Annotated in this window: 17 protein-coding genes; 10 read left to right on the forward strand and 7 right to left on the reverse strand. The window is 63.4% G+C overall.

Annotated elements, in window-relative coordinates; all coding sequences use genetic code 11:
- Positions 1-32: 32 nt before the first annotated feature.
- A complete protein-coding gene (cysS, locus tag LPA34_RS10445) occupies positions 33-1,442 on the reverse strand; it encodes a cysteine--tRNA ligase (RefSeq protein ID WP_228977682.1) in 1,410 nt (469 codons plus the stop codon).
- Between the two features lie 247 nt (positions 1,443-1,689).
- Between cysS and LPA34_RS10450 the strand changes: the two genes are divergently transcribed.
- From LPA34_RS10450 to LPA34_RS10465, 4 genes are all read left to right on the forward strand, one after another.
- Positions 1,690-2,433: a tetratricopeptide repeat protein gene (locus tag LPA34_RS10450; RefSeq protein WP_228977688.1), complete on the forward strand. Its 744-nt coding sequence runs from the start codon at positions 1,690-1,692 to the stop codon at positions 2,431-2,433.
- Positions 2,434-2,476: 43 nt separating this feature from the next.
- The gene (locus tag LPA34_RS10455; protein WP_228977689.1) at positions 2,477-3,064 is read left to right on the forward strand and encodes a peptidylprolyl isomerase; all 588 of its coding nucleotides are present in this window, start codon (positions 2,477-2,479) and stop codon (positions 3,062-3,064) included.
- A gap of 117 nt (positions 3,065-3,181) precedes the next feature.
- Positions 3,182-3,676: a peptidylprolyl isomerase gene (locus LPA34_RS10460; protein WP_228977691.1), complete on the forward strand. Its 495-nt coding sequence runs from the start codon at positions 3,182-3,184 to the stop codon at positions 3,674-3,676.
- A gap of 83 nt (positions 3,677-3,759) precedes the next feature.
- Positions 3,760-4,569, forward strand: a complete 810-nt coding sequence (locus LPA34_RS10465; RefSeq protein WP_228977693.1) for a UDP-2,3-diacylglucosamine diphosphatase — start codon at positions 3,760-3,762, stop codon at positions 4,567-4,569.
- Between the two features lie 63 nt (positions 4,570-4,632).
- On the opposite strand, the gene cysE is transcribed toward LPA34_RS10465, so the two are convergent.
- Together cysE and LPA34_RS10475 are read right to left on the reverse strand one after the other, a co-directional pair.
- On the reverse strand, positions 4,633-5,424 hold the full coding sequence (gene cysE, locus LPA34_RS10470) for a serine O-acetyltransferase (protein WP_228977694.1): 792 nt from the start codon (positions 5,422-5,424) through the stop codon (positions 4,633-4,635).
- Between the two features lie 235 nt (positions 5,425-5,659).
- Positions 5,660-6,454, reverse strand: a complete 795-nt coding sequence (locus LPA34_RS10475) for an RNA methyltransferase (RefSeq protein WP_228977872.1) — start codon at positions 6,452-6,454, stop codon at positions 5,660-5,662.
- Between the two features lie 334 nt (positions 6,455-6,788).
- On the opposite strand from LPA34_RS10475, the gene LPA34_RS10480 reads away from it, so the two are divergent.
- The 4 genes from LPA34_RS10480 (at position 6,789) to LPA34_RS10495 (ending at position 13,086) form a co-directional block, all read left to right on the forward strand.
- Positions 6,789-7,592, forward strand: a complete 804-nt coding sequence (locus LPA34_RS10480; RefSeq protein ID WP_228977696.1) for an inositol monophosphatase family protein — start codon at positions 6,789-6,791, stop codon at positions 7,590-7,592.
- A 122-nt stretch (positions 7,593-7,714) separates the two neighbouring features.
- Entirely contained in the window at positions 7,715-9,013 is a 1,299-nt protein-coding gene (gene lplT / locus LPA34_RS10485; protein WP_228977698.1) for a lysophospholipid transporter LplT, read from the forward strand.
- 133 nt (positions 9,014-9,146) lie between these two features.
- A complete protein-coding gene (mutS, locus tag LPA34_RS10490; RefSeq protein WP_228977704.1) occupies positions 9,147-11,816 on the forward strand; it encodes a DNA mismatch repair protein MutS in 2,670 nt (889 codons plus the stop codon).
- Positions 11,803-13,086, forward strand: coding sequence for a hypothetical protein (locus LPA34_RS10495; protein WP_228977707.1), 1,284 nt, complete (start codon positions 11,803-11,805; stop codon positions 13,084-13,086). Before mutS ends, LPA34_RS10495 begins: the two co-directional genes overlap by 14 nt.
- Here LPA34_RS10495 and LPA34_RS10500 read toward each other — a convergent pair.
- The gene (locus LPA34_RS10500; protein ID WP_228977708.1) at positions 13,066-13,608 is read right to left on the reverse strand and encodes an FKBP-type peptidyl-prolyl cis-trans isomerase; all 543 of its coding nucleotides are present in this window, start codon (positions 13,606-13,608) and stop codon (positions 13,066-13,068) included. The two genes, LPA34_RS10495 and LPA34_RS10500, sit on opposite strands and share 21 nt — an antisense overlap.
- Before the next feature lie 32 nt (positions 13,609-13,640).
- Here LPA34_RS10500 and LPA34_RS10505 point away from each other — a divergent pair, with 32 nt between their 5' ends.
- Together LPA34_RS10505 and LPA34_RS27070 are read left to right on the forward strand one after the other, a co-directional pair.
- The gene (locus LPA34_RS10505) at positions 13,641-14,870 is read left to right on the forward strand and encodes a cupin domain-containing protein (RefSeq protein ID WP_228977711.1); all 1,230 of its coding nucleotides are present in this window, start codon (positions 13,641-13,643) and stop codon (positions 14,868-14,870) included.
- Between the two features lie 229 nt (positions 14,871-15,099).
- Positions 15,100-15,375, forward strand: a complete 276-nt coding sequence (locus tag LPA34_RS27070; protein WP_407672465.1) for a hypothetical protein — start codon at positions 15,100-15,102, stop codon at positions 15,373-15,375.
- Positions 15,376-15,576: 201 nt separating this feature from the next.
- On the opposite strand, the gene LPA34_RS10510 is transcribed toward LPA34_RS27070, so the two are convergent.
- From LPA34_RS10510 to LPA34_RS10520, 3 genes are all read right to left on the reverse strand, one after another.
- Positions 15,577-17,841 carry an ATP-dependent DNA helicase gene (locus tag LPA34_RS10510; protein ID WP_228977713.1) on the reverse strand — a complete coding sequence of 755 codons (2,265 nt, stop codon included), beginning with the start codon at positions 17,839-17,841 and terminating at the stop codon, positions 15,577-15,579.
- A gap of 63 nt (positions 17,842-17,904) precedes the next feature.
- A complete protein-coding gene (locus tag LPA34_RS10515; protein ID WP_228977715.1) occupies positions 17,905-18,123 on the reverse strand; it encodes a DUF465 domain-containing protein in 219 nt (72 codons plus the stop codon).
- Between the two features lie 81 nt (positions 18,124-18,204).
- A complete protein-coding gene (locus LPA34_RS10520) occupies positions 18,205-19,056 on the reverse strand; it encodes a colicin transporter (RefSeq protein WP_458796457.1) in 852 nt (283 codons plus the stop codon).
- Between the last annotated feature and the right edge of the window lie 215 nt (positions 19,057-19,271).

Below are 19,271 nucleotides of genomic sequence, written 5' to 3' on the forward strand. Positions count from 1 at the left end.
GCGAGTCGATCAGAGGGATGTTCGGGGCGCGCTCACACGCGGCGCCACTCGGTCAACCCGCCCGGTTTGTCTTCAAGTGCGATACCGGCTTCGAGCAACTCCGCCCGGATCCGGTCTGCTTCAGCGTAATCTTTCGCCTGCTTGGCGGCGACGCGTGCCGCGATTCTTGCTTCGATCGCGGCGGCATCGAGTGCGCCCTCGTTCGCGCTACCCGCGGCCTGCTGCAAAAAGACACGTGGCTCGCGACCGAGGAGACCCAGCAGACGTCCGAGCGCACGCAATCGCCGTGCGAGCGCTGCGTCGCGCGTACGGTTGACTTCGCTCGCCAGTTCGAACAGCACCGACACCGCAACCGGCGTATTGAAGTCGTCGTTCATCGCGGCCTGGAAACGTTGCGCGTGCGCTTCGTTCCAGTCGGGCGCGGCATCGTCCGCTGCTTCGTCGAGTTCGACATCCTTCAGCGCAGTGTAAAGACGTGTGAGCGCACTGCGCGCGTCGTCGATGTGCGTGTCGCTGTAGTTCAGCGGCGAACGGTAATGCGCGCGCGCGATGAAAAAGCGTACGACTTCGGCATCGTATCGCGCAAGCACTTCGCGAATCGTAAAGAAGTTGCCAAGCGACTTCGACATCTTTTCATTGTCGATCTGCACGTAGCCGTTGTGCATCCAGTAGTTCACAAACGTTTGCCCGGACGCGCCTTCGCTCTGTGCCAGTTCGTTCTCATGGTGCGGAAACTGCAGGTCCTGACCGCCGCCGTGAATGTCGAAGTGCTCGCCGAGCAGACTGCAGCTCATCGCCGAGCATTCAATGTGCCAGCCGGGACGGCCACGGCCGTACTTCGAATCCCAGCCCGTGTCGGCGGGCTCTTCCGGCTTCGACCTCTTCCACAATACGAAGTCGAGCGGGTCCTGTTTCGCGTCGTTCGCCGCGACGCGCTCGCCCGCGCGCAGATCCTCGATCGACTTGCCAGAAAGCTTTCCGTAGTTCGCGAATTTGCGCACGGCATAGTTCACGTCGCCATCCGTCGCCCGGTACGCGTAGCCATTTGCCTCGAGCGTCTCGATCATGCCGAGCATCTGTGGAATGAAGTCGGTGGCACGCGGCTCGATATCGGGCCGCGCGATGCCGAGCGCGTCCGCGTCTTCATGCAGCGCGGCGATAAAGCGGTCGGTCAGCGACTTGATTGTCTCGCCGTTTTCGACGGCGCGTCGAATGATCTTGTCATCGATATCGGTGATGTTGCGTACATACGTGACCTGATAGCCCAGTGTACGCAGCCAGCGCTGGACGATATCGAACACCACCATCACGCGCGCATGACCGACGTGGCAGTAGTCGTACACGGTCATCCCGCAGACATACATCCGCACGACGCCCGCTTCGCGCGGCACGAAAGATTGCTTGTCACGCGCGAGCGTGTTGTAGATGCGCAGAGATTCCATAGAGACGATGCGTGGGCCGAAAGAAATCCGCATTGTGTTACGTGCATGCTGCACCCGGCGCTTCACAACCCGATTTCACAACCCGGTTTCACAACCTGGACGGGTACGACAGGGACAGCAGGCAAACGAAGCTGACAGCAAACCGGGGCATTTCGTGCTGCGGTCAGGCTGCATTCAAGGCGGAGACGACCACGAGTGGCGAAAAGACAGTCTGTGGTTCGACGGAACGCGCAGACCTTTTGTTAGAATGGGTCGGAGTATAACACCCAGACCTGAGCCTATGAAACCTTCCAGCGGCCGCGCGCGACGCGCTGCGACCCTCGCCGCGACTGCGTTTTGCGGCGTTGCCCTCATGGTATTGGCGGGTCCCGCCGCGCACGCGCAGTCGAAAGCTGTCGTGGACGGCACACCGCAAATCGATGCGTCGATCGCACAGAAAGACTGGACCGGCGCACTGAAGCAGCTCGACGCGCGCATCGCATCGAATCCGCGTGACGCACAGGCGAAGTTCAAGCGCGCCACGGTGCTCGCGCGCCTGAACCGCGACGACGACGCCATCGCTGCCTTCACCGAACTCACGCAGATGTATCCGGAACTGCCCGAGCCCTATAACAACCTCGCCGCGCTGTATGCGAAGGAAGGCCGCTATCCGGAAGCCCGCGCCGCACTCGAAACCGCGACCCGCGTCAATCCGGATTACGGCCTCGCGTACGAGAACCTCGGCGACCTGTATCTGCGTCTTGCCGCTGAATCGTACAAACGCGCGGAGGGCATCGGCCACGCGAGCGGCACGACACAGCAGCGTCTCGCCGACATCCAGAAGATCGTCTCGTCGCCGCCCGGCGGCAAGAAGACCCCGCGCAGGAACGCCGCGTCAGTCGACGACTACACCGCGCGCGCCGTGAACAATGTGACTGAAAGCCCGTCCTTCCAGTTCGGCGGCCCGACCGGCTCGCTCGCGGTGCCGCCTTACGTCGCGCCGTCGCAATAGGCCCGCTTTTCGTCATCCCGATTTCTTCACCCCGAGGATTTACATGAAATGGTTGATGTTGGCGCTCGGTAGCGCCGCCCTGATCACGAACGCGCCCGTCTTTGCACAAACGGGTTCACCGGCGCAGGCCGCGCATCCGTCCGTCCTCCTCAAGACATCGGAAGGCGACATTCGCGTCGAGCTGTTCCCTGAGAAGGCGCCGAAGACCGTCGCGAATTTCCTCGATTACGTGAAGTCCGGCCAGTACAGCGGCACGATTTTCCATCGTGTGATTCCGGGCTTCATGATCCAGGGCGGCGGCTACACGACGAGCTTCGCCGAAAAGCCCACGCGCGCGCCGATTCCGCTCGAAAGCCGCAACGGTCTGAAAAATGCAGCGGGTACGCTCGCGATGGCGCGCACGAGCGATCCGGATTCGGCGACGGCGCAGTTCTTCATCAATACGGTGGATAACGCCGGCCTCGATTACCCGAATCCGGACGGCAACGGCTACGCCGTGTTCGGCAAGGTCACGTCGGGCATGGACGTCGTGAAGAAGATCGAAAGTGAACCGACCACCACGCGCGGCCCGATGTCAGACGTGCCGCAAAAGCAGGTCGTGATCCAGTCGGCAACCATCATCAGCAAGTAAGCAGGTAACAACGCGCTTCGAACGCATCCGGAGCGCACCTGCGGAAACACCTCCGCGCGGACTGGCGACAGGCGCCGTCCGCGCCCTTCACTCACCTGTCAGTCAAAGGATCCCATCATGGTCGAACTGCACACGAACCACGGCATCATCAAACTCGAACTGGACGCCGAAAAAGCGCCGAAGTCGGTTGAAAACTTTCTCAACTACGTGAAGGCTGGTCATTACGACAACACGGTGTTCCACCGCGTGATCGACGGCTTCATGATCCAGGGTGGCGGTTTCGAGCCGGGCATGAAGCAAAAGCCGACCGAAGCGCCGGTCACGAACGAAGCGAACAATGGCCTGAAGAACGTCAAGGGCTCGGTGGCGATGGCGCGCACGAACGATCCGCACTCGGCAACGGCCCAGTTCTTCATCAACGTGAACGACAACGACTTCCTGAACCACTCGTCGCCGACGCCGCAGGGCTGGGGCTACGCCGTGTTCGGCAAGGTTGTCGAAGGCCTGGATGTGCTCGACGCCATCCGCAAGGTAAAGACCGGTTCGAAGGGCTTTCACCAGGACGTGCCGGTCGACGACGTGATCATCGAAAAAGCCGTGATCGCCGAATAATCGCGGCATCGCGCACGAGACAGGAGAGGCGGCGTTTCATGCCGCCTCTTCCGGTTTAACGCAGGACATCACGAGCACCTTCAATGCTGCAAGAAAGGCCGCTGCGAAGCGTCGCCGCGGGCGTGCCTGGCGAGGACAAACGCCCGCACGCCGCACGCCCGTTTTTTCTCATCTCCGATCTTCATCTGAGTGAGGCGATTCCGTGCACGGTCGCCGCGTTCGAGCATTTCATCCGCGTGACGGCCGGTCAGGCGGATTCGGTCTTCATTCTCGGCGATCTGTTCGAGTACTGGATTGGCGACGACATGCTCGTCGCGCCCGATGGCGATCCGTTCGTCGCCCGCATGGCGGCGCTGATGCATACGCTGACCGAGCGCGGCATCGCGCTCTACATCATGCATGGCAACCGGGATTTCCTGCTCGGCAAGCGCTTCATGAAAGCGGCCGGCGCGATCTGGCTCCCGGACCCGTTTGTCATCACCGCGTTCGGCACGCGCATCGCGCTCGCGCACGGAGACGGGCTCTGTACAGCCGATCGCGGCTATCAGGTGTTTCGCCGCTTCGCGCGCAATCGGGCGGTGCAGGCGCTGTTTCTGGCGTGGCCGTTCAGGTGGCGCAGGAAGCTCGCGGAACGGATGCGCTCAGCGAGCGAAGAAGGCCGCTCGCGACCCGTCTCGCCGAAATACGACGTGACGTCGAAAGCGATCGCGGCGCTGTTTCGCAAATCCAGGACGAAAACGATCATTCACGGCCACACGCACCGCCCCGCGACGCACGTCGAACCCGGCGGCACGCGCTGGGTTCTGCCCGACTGGGAACTCGATCACGGCACACGGCGCGGCGGCTATCTGCGTATCGATGCCGAGGGCTTCAAGGTCCTGCCGCTGGACTGACGGCCCGACGCGACCGGACCCGGACGCCACGCACGCACGATCGCGCACGCAATGCGAGCGAGATCAACCCTGCTCGACTTTTCCTTCGATGGCCGCCGACAGCCGACGCAGATCCAGCAACGCCGCATCCGCGCCGTTCAACGCTTCGAGGGTCGTGCCGAGCCGCTCCAGCGCGGCGACGATTTCGTCGATGCGCTGCGTCTGCGTCGCCGCGTGATCGATCAGGCCGTGAATCGCGAGCGACACGGGATCGTCCGCATTCGGCGTGATGCCGTACGCGCAAAAGCCGCTTCGGAGCGGCACCGGTTTCGCTTCGCCTGCTTTCGCGGCCGTGCCTGCGGCGGGCACGATCACGCGCGCCGGATTGCCGACCGCCGTGCCGCCCGCGGGCACCGGTTTCACGACGACCGCGTTCGAGCCGATCTTCGCATCCGCGCCGACCGTAAAGCCGCCGAGCACCTTCGCACCCGCGCCAACAATCACACCGCGTCCGAGCGTCGGATGCCGCTTCGCGCCGCGCTCGAGCGACGTGCCGCCGAGCGTCACGCCCTGATAGATCGTGCAGTCGTCACCGATTTCGGCGGTCTCGCCGATCACGACGCCCATGCCGTGATCGATGAATACGCGCCGGCCAACAGTCGCCCCCGGATGGATTTCGATACCGGTCAGAAAGCGTGCGAGCTGCGAGACAAAGCGCGCGAGCCAGCGGCGTTTCGCACGCCAGCACGCATGCGCGAGGCGGTGCAGCACGAGCGCGTGGAGGCCCGGATAACACGTGAGAACTTCCCAGGCGCCGCGGGCGGCGGGATCGCGCTCGCGGATCGTGGCGATGTCTTCGCGAAGTCTTTTCAACATGGCAATCAGGCTGACGTGGGGTGAGGCTTCGTTGCCGCTGGCGGCTTCGCCGGACAACGGATAACGGCGTGGCGGCAACGGGCACCGGACGGACGGCTGCAAATCCAGCCGCGCCGCTTTGCTTATGACGTTTTCAGCGATTGTAGGGGGATTGCGCAAACGCTGCTGGAAGCCCGCGCTGGCGACAAGGTCGTCGCCGCGGCCGGTCACGTGGCACGCCACGGCCACGCCCGGACTATTTTCCGGACGGCTTGACCTTCAGCAGAATGTGTTTGGCGATGCCGCGCACGATGTTGACCTCTTCGCGCTCGAGGCCTGAACGGGCGAAGAGCCGTCGCAGGCGCGACATCAGCTTCTTCGGATTGACGGGATCGAGAAAGTCCAGCGCGATCAGCGCGTTTTCCAGATGCACGTACATGCGCTCGATTTCGTCGCTGGCCGCGCGCGGCGACACGTCCGGATCGACGCTGCCCGTGGCGCTGCTATCGGCGGCTTCCAGATAGGCCATGCGCAATTCGTACGACAGCACCTGGATTGCCTGCGCCAGATTAAGCGAGCTGTATGCGGGATTGGCAGGAATATGCGCGAGCACGCTGCAACGCTCGACGTCCTCGTTCGAGAGGCCCGTGCGTTCGTTGCCGAACACCAGCGCGATCTCGCCCTGCGCCGCGTGGCCGCGCGCCTGCGCCGCGGCGGCGCGCGGCGAGAGCTGCGGCGGACCGTATTCGCGCGCGCGCGCCGTCAGCGCGATCGACCACTGGACGCCGTTCAGCGCGTCGGTCAGCGACGGTACGACATGAGCGCACGCCAGTACGTCGTCGGCGCCGCTCGCCATCGCGATCGCTTCCGGGTCGTTCTGCACGTTCGCGACGCGCGGCGTGACGAGCACCAGCCGCGAAAAACCCATCGTCTTGACCGCGCGCGCGGCCGCACCGACGTTGCCGGGATGACTCGGCTCGACGAGCACGAAGCGCGTCGACGTAAAGCCGCCGCGTACGGGCCCGGCGCTGTCGGCCGGCGCGCCCGGCAGAGCGGATGGTTCACGGGAAGGGGACGACGGGTGCTGGATTTCGGTCACGGATGACTTTCGACTGACTGGAGAACTCCTATGGTAGCGCCATCCACCCTCGTGCGAGCCGGCTTTCGGGCGCTTCGGGCGTGCGGCGCTGCCGGAAGCACCCAGACTCGGGTAAAATCACGGAATTCGCGTCGCCGCTGAACGCTTCAGAGGCGTACGCCCCGCTCTTCTTCAATTCGTCTCCGTCGACGGAACGTGTGTTCGATCACCTCAACGCGAACGTTCCAGTTGTTTACCGTTATTACCGGACTGCCGCCGCGGCCGTCCGGCACAAGGATCCCGGCTCATGCATCCCATGCTGAACATCGCTGTCAAGGCCGCCCGTCGCGGCGGGCAGATCATCAACCGCGCGTCGCTCGATCTGGATCTTGTCCAGGTCAGCAAGAAGCAGCACAACGATTTCGTCACGGAGGTCGACAAGGCGTCGGAAGCCGCGATCATCGATACGCTGAAGACCGCCTACCCCGATCACGCGATCCTCGCCGAAGAATCCGGCAAGTCCGACAACGAGTCGGAATTCCAGTGGATCATCGATCCGCTCGACGGCACCACGAATTTCATCCACGGTTTCCAGTATTACTGCGTGTCGATTGCGCTGGCGCACAAGGGTATCGTGACGCAGGCCGTCGTCTATGACCCGACCCGCAACGACCTCTTCACCGCCTCGCGCGGCCGTGGCGCGTTCCTGAACGACCGCCGCATCCGCGTCGGCCGTCGCGACCGTCTGGCCGACGGCCTGATCGGCACCGGCTTCCCGTTCCGCGAAAAGGAAGGCCTCGAAGCGTACAACCGTCTGTTCACCGAGATGACGAATTCGTGCGCGGGCCTGCGCCGGCCGGGCGCGGCCGCGCTCGATCTGGCGAACGTCGCCGCGGGCCGCCTCGACGGCTTCTTCGAGCAGGGCATCAACGCGTGGGACGTGGCAGCGGGCAGCCTGCTGATCACGGAAGCGGGCGGTCTGGTGGGCAACTACACGGGCGACTCGGAATTCCTGCACGTTGGCGAAATCGTCGCGGGCAACCCGAAGATGTATGCGCAGATGGTGCCGATTCTCAGCAAGTACAGCCGCACGAAGCAGCAAGCGGCTTGATGCACGAACGAAAAAGCGGCTTCGGCCGCTTTTTCGTTATGGCGTCGGCGCGGGTTGGACGGCCGCTTCGGATCCCGCCCGATGCACCTTGATGTACTCTGTCGCGCGCTCCGGTCCGCTTCATGAAAAAAGGTTTCTATACGATCATTGCGGCACAGTTTGTGTCGTCGCTGGCGGACAACGCGTTGCTCATCGCGGCGATCGCGCTTCTGACCGTGATCCAGTCGCCGGCGTGGATCACGCCGCTGCTGCAGATCTTCTTCACGATTTCCTACGTGCTGCTCGCGCCTTTCGTCGGCGCGTTCGCCGATGCGCTGCAAAAACGCCACGTGATGTTCGTCTCGAACGCGCTGAAGGCGGCCGGCTGCCTGATGATGATCGCCGGCGTGCATCCGATGATCGCGTATGGCGTGGTCGGCTTTGGCGCCGCGGCGTATTCGCCGGCCAAATACGGCATCCTGACGGAACTGCTCCCCGCCGAAAAACTCGTCGCCGCGAACGCGTGGCTGGAATCGGCGACAGTGCTCTCGACGATCGTCGGCACGATGGTGGGCGGTGCACTCATCAGCACGCTCGCGACGAAATTCGTCGCGCGGGCGCATCTGCCGATGATCCATACGGCCGCCGGTCTCGCGATGCTCGCCGTGATGCTCACCTATGCGGCGGCCGCGGCGATCAACATCGCCATACCTGACACCGGCGCGCGTTATCCGAACCGCCTCGTCGAACCAGGGAAACTGGTCGGCGACTTCGCGAACAGCTTCAACGTGCTATGGGCCGACAAGCTTGCGCAGATCGCGCTGTGGGTCACGACGCTGATGTGGGGCGGCGCCGTCACGCTGCAGCTGCTCGTGCTCAAGTGGGCTGACGTGAACCTTGGCCTGTCGCTGTCGAAAGCGGCGGTCATGCAGGGCGTCACTGGTCTCGGGATCGCGCTGGGCGCCGCGGCCGCGGCCGCGTGGGTCCCGTTGCGCGGCTCGCTGCGCGTGCTGCCGGTCGGCATCGTGACGGGAGCGGTGGCGATCGCGATGGCGTTCTACAGCAAGGGGCTCTTCCCGGCCGGCACGGGCATCAAGATTGGCCCACTGGTCGCGCCGGCGTATATCGTGCTCGCCTATCCGCTGATGATTCTGCTCGGCACACTGTCAGGGTTTTTCATCGTGCCGATGAACGCTATCCTGCAGCATCGTGGTGCGACGCTGCTGAGCGCGGGACACTCCATCGCCGTGCAGAACTTCAACCAGAACCTGGCCGTTCTTCTGATGCTCGGCGCGTACGCATTGATGCTGACGGCGAAGGTGCCGGTACAGTGGATCATCGTCGTGTTCGGCACGTTCATCACGTTCATGATGTGGCTTGCCAGACGGCGCAGCCTGATGAACGCACGCAAGGCCGACATGCGGGCGCTGGTCGAAGAGTAAAAAACGTGACAACCGGCGCACGGATAGCGAACCCCGGGCGAATCCCGCCTGGACGCGCTGCCCATCCGGCCAGGTTCACAGGCGACGCAGGCGGGTTAAACTCACGCCCTGAACACCAATGCACGACATCAGGATGGGCACTCCAATCGCAACACCCAACGAAACCGTCGCACAGCACACGCCGATGATGCAGCAGTATCTGCGCATCAAGAGCGAACATCCGGGCACGCTCGTGTTCTACCGGATGGGTGACTTCTACGAGCTCTTTTTCGAAGATGCGGAGAAAGCCGCTCGCCTGCTCGATCTGACGCTGACGCAGCGCGGCGCATCCGCGGGCAACCCGATCAGGATGGCGGGCGTGCCGCATCATGCCGTCGAACAGTATCTGGCGAAGCTGGTGAAACTCGGCGAATCGGTGGCGATCTGCGAACAGACCGGCGATCCGGCTACGTCGAAGGGGCCGGTCGAGCGCAAGGTGATGCGCGTCGTCACGCCCGGCACACTGACCGATGCGGCGTTGCTGTCGGACAAGAGCGACGTGTACCTGCTGGCGATGTGCGTCGGCCACAACCGGCGCGGTGTAGCAACCACGGTCGGCCTCGCGTGGCTGAATCTGGCGAGCGGCGCGTTGCGTCTCGCCGAAGTGGCACCCGGTCAGGTCGCCACTGCGCTGGAGCGGATTCGCCCTGCTGAGATTCTGGTCGCCGATACGGCATCCGATACGGGCAGCGATTCGCCCGCAACGGGCGCCGGCGCTGTCACGCGCGTGCCGGCGTGGCACTTCGATGTGGCGTCGGGCACGCAGCGTCTATGCGACCAGCTGAACGTGGCGAGTCTCGACGGCTTCAGCGCACATTCGCTCGCGAGCGCCTGCGGCGCGGCTGGCGCGCTGCTGCTTTACGCGGCGGCAACGCAAGGGCAGCAACTGCGTCACGTCCGCAGCCTGAAAGTCGAATCCGAGTCGGAATATATCGGTCTCGATCCGGCAACCCGGCGCAATCTGGAGTTGACCGAGACACTGCGCGGTACCGAATCGCCCACGCTGTGTTCGCTGCTCGACACGTGCTGCACGACGATGGGCAGCCGGCTGCTGCGTCACTGGCTGCATCATCCGCCGCGCGACGCCGCGATTGCTGAAGCACGTCAGCAGGCCATCGGTGCGCTGCTCGACGCGCCTGTCGCCGCGAGTCTCGACGCGCTGCGTACGGCACTGCGGCAGATTTCCGATATCGAACGGATTACAGGCCGCCTCGCGCTGCTGTCGGCGCGTCCGCGCGATCTGTCGAGCCTGCGCGATACGTTCATCGCCCTGCCCGCGCTACGCACGCAGATTGCGCCGCTCGCAGGCGCATCGGATTCGCTCGCGCACATCGACCTGTCGCTCGCGCCGCCCATGGATTGCGTCGAGCTGCTGACGCGCGCGATCGCGCCCGAACCGGCCGCGATGGTGCGCGACGGCGGCGTGATTGCCCGCGGCTACGATGCCGGTCTGGACGAACTGCGCGACATCTCGGAGAACTGCGGCCAGTTCCTGATCGATCTCGAAACGCGCGAACGCGCGCGCACCGGCATCCCGAATCTGCGCGTCGAGTACAACAAGGTTCACGGCTTCTATATCGAGGTCACGCGTGGCCAGACGGACAAGGTACCCGACGACTACCGCCGCCGCCAGACGCTGAAAAACGCCGAACGCTACATCACGCCGGAACTGAAAACGTTCGAAGACAAGGCGCTGTCCGCGCAGGAACGCGCGCTCGCCCGCGAGAAGTCGCTCTATGACGCGCTACTGCAATCGCTGCTGCCGTTCATCGCGGATTGCCAGCGCGTGGCCTCAGCGCTCGCGGAACTCGATCTGCTCGCGGCGTTCGCGGAACGCGCGCGCGCGCTCGACTGGGTCGCGCCAACGTTTTCCGGCAACGCCGGCATCGAAATCGAGCAAGGCCGCCATCCGGTTGTGGAAGCGCAGGTCGAGCAGTTCATCGCGAACGACTGCACGCTGTCGCACGAACGCAAGCTGCTGTTGATCACCGGCCCGAATATGGGCGGTAAATCGACGTTCATGCGTCAAACAGCCTTGATCGCGCTGATGGCGTACACCGGCAGTTATGTGCCGGCACGAAGCGCGCGGTTCGGCCCGATCGACCGCATCTTCACGCGCATCGGCGCGGCCGACGACCTTGCAGGCGGCCGTTCGACGTTCATGGTCGAAATGACCGAAGCCGCGGCGATCCTCAACGACGCGACGCCACAAAGCCTCGTGCTGATGGATGAAATCGGCCGCGGCACGTCGACCTTCGACGGCCTTGCGCTCGCATGGGCGATCGCAAGGCATCTGCTCGCTCACAATGGCTGCCATACGCTGTTCGCGACGCACTACTTCGAGCTCACGCAACTGCCCGCCGAATTCCCGCAGGCGGCGAACGTCCATCTTTCGGCGGTCGAACACGGGCACGGCATCGTGTTCCTGCATGCCGTCGAGGAAGGCCCCGCGAACCAGAGTTACGGCTTGCAGGTCGCGCAACTGGCTGGCGTACCGTCGGCCGTGATTCGCGCGGCTCGCCGGCACCTTGCGCATCTCGAGCAGCAATCGGTGACACAGGACACGCCGCAACTCGACCTCTTCGCGGCACCGCTGCAACTCGATGACGCGGACGATGAACCAGAGGCCGGACAAGCGCCCCAACATTACCCGGTCATCGAAAAGCTGCGTGCGATCGACGTGGACGACCTGAGTGCGCGCGACGCGCTGCAGTTGCTCTACGAACTGCAAGACCTGGCCGGCGCGCCAGATGCGGACCATTGACCGTACGCGGTCTCTGTCGTGCCCGTGCGATTTCCGCGCGGCACTTGCCATTGCGCTGGCATGCAGCGTGATCTGCGCGCAACCGGCGGCGGCACGCGCGGCCGGTTCGCGTTACACGTTCGCGGTCGTCAGCGGCACGCTCGAAAGCCCCGCTGACGAGGCGCCGACACAGCGTCTGCTCGATACCATCGGCCGCGATAACGACGTCTCGTTCATTGTCTACGACGGCAATCTGAAAGGCGCAAAAGAAACCTGCAACGACGCGCTGTACGCGCGACGCCAGACGCTGCTCGAAGCGGCGCGCCCGGCGCTCATTTTCGTGCCCGGCCAGCACGACTGGGTCGACTGCGGCGCCGCGCAGGCGGGCGGCTACGATCCGGTCGAACGGCTGGATCTGCTGCGGCAGACGATATTTGCCGATGCGTCGTCGCTGGGCCAGAACCCGATTCCGCTCACGCGTGAAAGCGAAGTGTCGCGATTTCATCCCTATCGGGAAAACGTGCGCTGGCAGGTGAAAGATACGGTGTTTCTCGCGTTGAACGTGCCGTCGCCGAACAATCACTATCTGAATGCAGGCGGCCGGAACGGCGAATTCGAAGATCGTGTGGTGGCGAACGCGTTCTGGCTCGAACACGCGGCCGAATTCGCGAAGCGCCGCAACGCGCGCGCGATCGTCGTGTTCATTCAAGGTGACCCGGATCCGGAACGTTATGAGCGCCCTGAGCGCTTCGCGTGGCTGCGCTTCGCGCGCAACCGGCGTCGCGACGGTTACCTGGAACTCAAACGCAGCCTTGTCAAACTGGCGCAGACTTTTCGCGGCCCGATTCTCGTCGTTCATCACGATGACCAGAACGTGCCTGCCGGATTCCAGATCGATCAGCCATTACGCAATGACAAGGGCGCGCTGGTGACGAATCTCACCCGCATCGCCTTTGCGCCGCGAGACCGGCTGAATCAGTGGATCGAGATCGATGCGGATACGGCGCGAAGACCACCGTTCCGGGTAAGCGTGCGGGACGTGCCGAAGAACGTGCCGATGACACCCACGCCGCCGCCGGGCAACGTGCATGAGGAACCTGTGCCGTCGATGCCGGAGATTCCGTCGCTGCCGCCCGCATCCGACCTGCCGCCCGACATCCCCATACCGGCTCCCGGCAGTGGTGGAAACACGGGCAATGGCGGGGGCAACCCGACGGGCATTCCGCTTACCCCGGACATGCCGCCCATCTTCCCCAGCACGCCTGCCAGTTCAGTGCAGCGTGGGCCCTGATTTGTTGTCGTCTTCTTCGTCGTCGTCATCGTCGAGGACTTCGAGACCGTCGGCGCCGTGTGCGTGCTCGTGCTGGATTTCGTCTTCGGTCGCTTCGCGCACTTCCTTGACCGTCAGCGCAAAGCGCAGCGCCATGCCGGCCAGCGGATGGTTGCCGTCGAGCACGACCTTGTCTCCCGCGACATCCGTCACGGTGTAGATCAGCGAATCGAGGTCTTCGTCGCCTTCATCCGGCGTGCCTTCGAACTGCATGCCGACTTCGAGCGGCTCGGGGAAACGCTCGCGCGGTTCGATTTTCACGAGATCGGGATCGTACTCGCCGAACGCGTCTGCCGGCTCCAGTTGAACCTGGGTTTCATAGCCCGCTTCCTGGCTATCGAGCGCTTCCTCGATCTTGGGGAACGTGCCATCATAGCCGCCATGCAGATAGACCATCGGCTCGTCGCTTTCTTCAATCAGATTGCCCTGCGCATCCGACAGCTTGTAAGCGACCGACACGACGGTGTTCTTTGCGATTTTCATTCAATTCTCCAGAATACAACTCACATTATACGATGCCCAAGCGGCCCCTTGAACACCCGCCAGGCACGGCTTCGGCCCGAAATCTTTCGCCCATTCGACCGCCCCTGCCCGATACGCCGATAGCGCTCCTCGGCAATCTCACGCCAGCGCAATTCATGCGCCGTTACTGGCAGAAAAAGCCGCTGCTGATCCGCAAGGCCATTCCGGATATCGTGCCGCCGCTCTCGCGCGATGCGCTCTTCGAGCTCGCCGGCGGCGACGATGTCGAATCCCGCCTGATCACGCATTTTCGCAACAGGTGGCAACTCGAGCACGGCCCGTTCGCACCCGATGAACTGCCGCCCGTCAAACAGCGCGCATGGACGCTGCTGGTTCAGGGCGTCGACCTGCACGACGACCGCGCCCGGGCATTGCTCGACCGGTTTCGCTTCGTGCCGGACGCGCGTCTGGACGATCTGATGATCTCGTACGCAACCGATGGCGGCGGCGTCGGCGCGCATTTCGATTCCTACGACGTCTTTCTGCTGCAGGTGCACGGCAAGCGTCGCTGGCGATTCGGCGCGCAGCGTGACCTGTCGCTTCGCGAAGACTTGCCGCTGAAAGTGTTACAGCATTTCGAACCTGAAGAGGAATGGGTGCTGGAGCCAGGCGACATGCTGTATCTGCCGCCGCACATCGCGCACGACGGCGTCGCGGAAGGCGAATGCATGACCTGCTCGATCGGCTTTCGCGCGCCGTCCACACAGGAACTGACGGGCCAGTTTCTCTACCATCTGGCCGAACGCAGCGACACGGGCGGCGACGTCCGCGAACTTTATCGCGACCCGAAACAACCCGCGGTGAATCATCCGGCGCAATTACCCGTGGCGCTCGTCGAACGGGTTGGCTCGATACTTGCGAAGGTGTCCTGGGATGCGCGTGCCGTCTCGACGTTTCTGGGCACTTATCTGAGTGAGCCGAAACCGAGCGTCGTATTCGATCCACCCGTACGGCCATTGACAGAGACGCGTTTTATCGAGCGCGCATCGAAAAATGGCGTCCGGCTCGATCGCAAGTCGATCCTGTTGTATGACGCCCGCTTTTACTTCCTGAATGGAGAAGAAAACAGACTTGCAGGTGTAAAAAAGTGGCTGATTGAACTCGCCGATAGCCGTTTCATGAGTGCGAAACGCTTTGTAACACTCTCTGACGATTCCTCGGTGACAGCACTGCTACACGAGTGGTATTGTGCGGGCTGGATACAGGTAGGCGAGCTTGCCTAGGTCCGTCTACGTGTAATACCGTACCGATAAAATTTGTATGAGAAAGACAACGTATTGACCCCGGATTTATCGACGGTCGATACGAAAGTGCATATAATTTCCGCCCAAGCCGTAGGGAAGATTCACGCTCATGAAGTGCGTCTCCACCAGCGGCCCAGGTTGGTGTTGGAGCACATTACCGGTAATATTTTGCGCTGTTGCTTACCTTTAACCATAAAAGGACGTGATCATGAAGAAATCCCTCCTCGTAGCATCCCTGTTGGCAGCTATGGCACTGGCTGCATGCAACAAGAGCAGCGATCAGGCAGCAGCCCCGGCTAGCGACGCTGCTGCTGCATCGGCTCCGGCTGCTGCAGCTTCGGACGCTACTGCTGCTGCTTCGGACGCTACTGCTGCTGCGAGCGACGCTGCTGCTTCGGCTTCGACGGCTGCATCGGATGCAGGCGCCGCCGCTTCGGACGCTGCTGCTTCGGCTGCTGAGCCGGCTTCGGGCGCAAGCCAGTAAGCTGTAGCAAAGGGTTCGCCTCTGGGTGAATGCCGTATCAGGAGGCCCACCCGGCTTCCCGGTGCGGTAAAGCAAAACGCCACGGATTCACATCCGTGGCGTTTTGCTTTGGGGACCTGCTTTTGCAGTCCGATGTTGTGTACACGTTAAAAAGCAAAAGCCGCATTACCTGAACGCGCGCTTTCTCTCATGCGTCAAGCATCAGTCAGAAGGCGAAACCGCTTCCGAGAAAAACTCACGCACCACTTCGATTTCCCGTGTGCGTTTGAACGGCGGCAGGCTTTGCCAGATACGCCGGCCATACGGTTTGTCGACGAGACGCGTGTCGCAGATCATCAGCACGCCGCGATCCGTTTCCGCGCGGATCAGACGCCCCGCACCCTGCTTCAGCGTGATGACCGCCTGTGGCAACTGGTGGACCGCAAACGGGCTCAATCCTTTCTTCGTCAGCGCATCGAGCCGCGCCGACAGCACCGGATCGTCCGGCGGCGCGAACGGCAGCTTGTCGATCACCACGAGCGACAGCGCGTCGCCCCGCACGTCCACCCCTTCCCAGAAGCTCTGGCTGCCGACGAGAATCGCATTGCCATACGTGCGAAAACGCTCCAGCAATTCAGTGCGGCTCGCGTCGCCCTGCACGAGCAACGGATAATTCCAGCCACGCGATTCGATCGTGTCACGCAGCTTCGTCGCGATGCGATCGACCGCACGTAACGTCGTGCAGAGCATGAACACACCACCGCCCGACGCCTCGATGGCCGGCAACGCCGCGTCGAAAACCGCATCGGTGAAAGCCGGAGAAGAAGGCTGCGGCAGATTGCGCGGCACGTACAGCAAACCTTGCGTGGCGTAGTCGAACGGGCTCGACAGCGTCATCGAACGACGCGCGTTCAGCCCCATCTGCGCGGCGTAGTGCGTGAAGTCGCCGCGAACCGATAACGTCGCCGACGTGAAGATCCACGCGCGCGGCACACCAGCGCGCTGCTTCGCGAAAATCGGCGCGACCGACAACGGCGTTTCGTGCAGCTGAACCGTGTGCGAGAACACTTCGATCCAGCGTACTTTCTCGTCCGGATCGGTTGCGTCTTTCGGCCTGGCTTCGCTGGCCGGCTCGCGCCCGGCATCGGCCGTCGGCGTCGTCCAGCCGGCGAGAATGCCTTGCAGTTCGCGCGCGCGACGCAGACAGGCGCCGATCGATTCGGCCCGTTCCGCATGACCCGCGAGCGCGGTCGCGAGCGCGTCGAGTTCGGTCTCCAGCGTTTCGAGCGCGGCAAAAAGCGGATGATCGTCAGGCAACTGGCCGATCGACATGCGTACCGAGTCTTCCCTGAACGCGAGGCGCACGTCGCGCGCCGCGCGTTCGAGCGCGCCGCCGAGCTTCACCCATTCGACGGCGTCGCGCGCATGTCCGAGGCCTTCGGCAACCGAGTCGCGGGCGAGCTCGAGGAACTGCGCGGTCGACAACGTCTCACCGAAGAACAGCGTCGCGGTTTCAGGCAACTGATGCGCTTCGTCGAAGACGATCGTGTTTGCTGTCGGCAGCAGTTCGGCCATGCCAGTATCGCGCAACATGATGTCGGCGAAAAACAGATGATGGTTCACGACGACGATATCGGCCTGCTGCGCCTCGCGACGCGCCTGCATCACGAAACAGTCCTTGTAGTGCGGACACTCCTGACCGAGACAGTTTTCGCGCGTCGAGGTCACCATCGACCACACCTGCGCCGTTTCCGGCACGCTCGCGAGCTCGGCCTTGTCGCCGGTACGCGTGATCTTCGCGAACCGGATGATGTCCTGCAGATACGACGTTTCCTGACGCGACGGCAGACGGCCGCTGTCGGCGGTTCGCTGCAGATAGTAGTGGCAGAGATAGTTCACGCGGCCCTTCAGCATCGCGACCGACACCGGCACCGCGAGCGCGTCGCGCACGGTCGGAATGTCGCGCTGGAACAGCTGGTCCTGCAAATGCTTCGTGCCGGTCGATACGATGACCTTGCCGCCCCACAGCATCGCCGGCACGAGGTACGCATAGGTCTTGCCGGTACCCGTGCCCGCCTCGACGATCAGCGTGTTCTCGCCGCTGTCGGACGCGCTCGCGGCATCCTGCGATTGCGCGCCGTCCGCGCCCGCCGCTGCGCCAGCCGTACCGCCTGTCGACGCCGCACCCTGCAGACGCCGCGCGGGACGCTGCTGCGCCTCGAACATCGCCGGCTCGGGGAGCGCCTTGCCGGAGGCTTCCATCACGGCCGCGACGGCGCGCGCCATTTCGATCTGCGAAGTGCGCGAACGATAGCCATCGATCTGCCGCGCGAGCAGCCCGTCGGCGGCGAAAATGTCGTCGAGCTGGGTGACGCGCTTCGGGTTCAGCGTGACCGCGAGCGCACCCGTTGCGGTGCGTTTATCGCCCGGCGCGACGGCGTCGTCGCCTGACGGCTGACGGGAAGATGGAACAGACGGTGAATTCAAGGCAAGCGATTCCTGCAAAGTCCGGTGCGCGCGGGGCGACCCGGCGCCTGCCAGGTCACGCACTCAGGCGCGCGCGTCCGGTTCGAGCTGCAACTGCAGCAAGATGATGGTGTCCTTGACCTTGAGCTTGCGCTTTTTCAGGCGCTGTATCTCGAGGTCGTCGATGCCGGGGTCGTCTGACACCTTGTCGATCAGGCGATCAAGACCACTGTGTTCCGATTCCAGTTGCAGAATGCGGTCGCGAAGCGTATTCGCGTTAATGACGTGCTGATGATCGCGCATGCTCGCCTTCTCCTCCAAAGTGGCGAGGGCTGCCTCGTGCAGCCGTTCTCGCCTGAGGTTGCTGTCCGGCCCAAAAAAGCGTTACTGATTCTGTTGCTGCTGTTGTTGTTGCAACTGCTGCTGCTTCAACTCGTCCTGCTGTTGCTGCTGGGCTTTTTGCTGCGCTTTCTCGGCGGCCTGCTTCTGGCGTGCCTCGACATCGGCCTTGTGCTGCGCGGCGTCGATCTGCTTCTGGTCGTAGCGCTGCGTCTTTTCAACCCGCTCCTGCGCCTTCTGGGCGCCCTGCTGTCGCGCCTCGTCGAGCTTGCGCTGATAGTCGGACTGCTTCGAATCGTAAGCCTTCTGGTTCGCCGCCGCATCCGAAGCGCTAACGCTGCGTTGCGCCTGATCGATTGCGTGCTGTTGCTGCTTCGCCTGGAACGCCTTCTCGTTCGCGGCACGTTGCGGCGCCTCGGCGTTACGCTGCGCCTGATCCAGTTCGTGCTGGCGCTGCTTGTCCTCGAACGCCTGGGCGTTACGGGCGTCGTCCGCGGCGCGCTGCGGGGCTTCCGCTTCGTCGCGGGCGCGGTTGATCGCGGCCTCTTCGTCACGCTTGCGTGCGCGCTCGACGCGCTGTTCATCGTCAAGCGCGAGCTGCTGCTTGCGGATGTCCGCCGCGACTTCGCGCATCGCGTCGCGCGCCTTGCCGATACAGTGATTCACGAAGAACGTGCTATAGCAGTTGTGCTGCGCGACTGCATACTTGTAGTTGTTCTCTTCGGTGCGCGTGTTGAGCGCTTTCTGGCGCACGTCGAAATCGTTGCTGCTGGCGTCTGGCGATCCAGCCTGCGTGCCCGGGACAGCAGACGCGGCATCCATGGCAGCAGGCGATGCAGGCGCGTTCTGTGCCTGCGCCGGCACGGCGAAAGCCAGCAACACTGCTGCGACGCACATACCGAGTGCTCCCGCCGACAGGGCCGTTAAACGAGCGGCCAGCATTGAACCCGGACGCGCCTTCACGGACAAACCGGAAAACGGACCGACCGGCGCGAAAACGCGCGGGTCACGAGGCACAGCGAACGGGAAACAGGAGATCGGCAACGTCGTAGATAGGCAACGGAACATGCCCGAAATTCTAACATCCCGCGCCTGAGCGCTCCGGCATTTAT

The organism is Paraburkholderia gardini (assembly GCF_907164575.1).
Taxonomy (GTDB): Bacteria; Pseudomonadota; Gammaproteobacteria; order Burkholderiales; family Burkholderiaceae; genus Paraburkholderia; species Paraburkholderia gardini.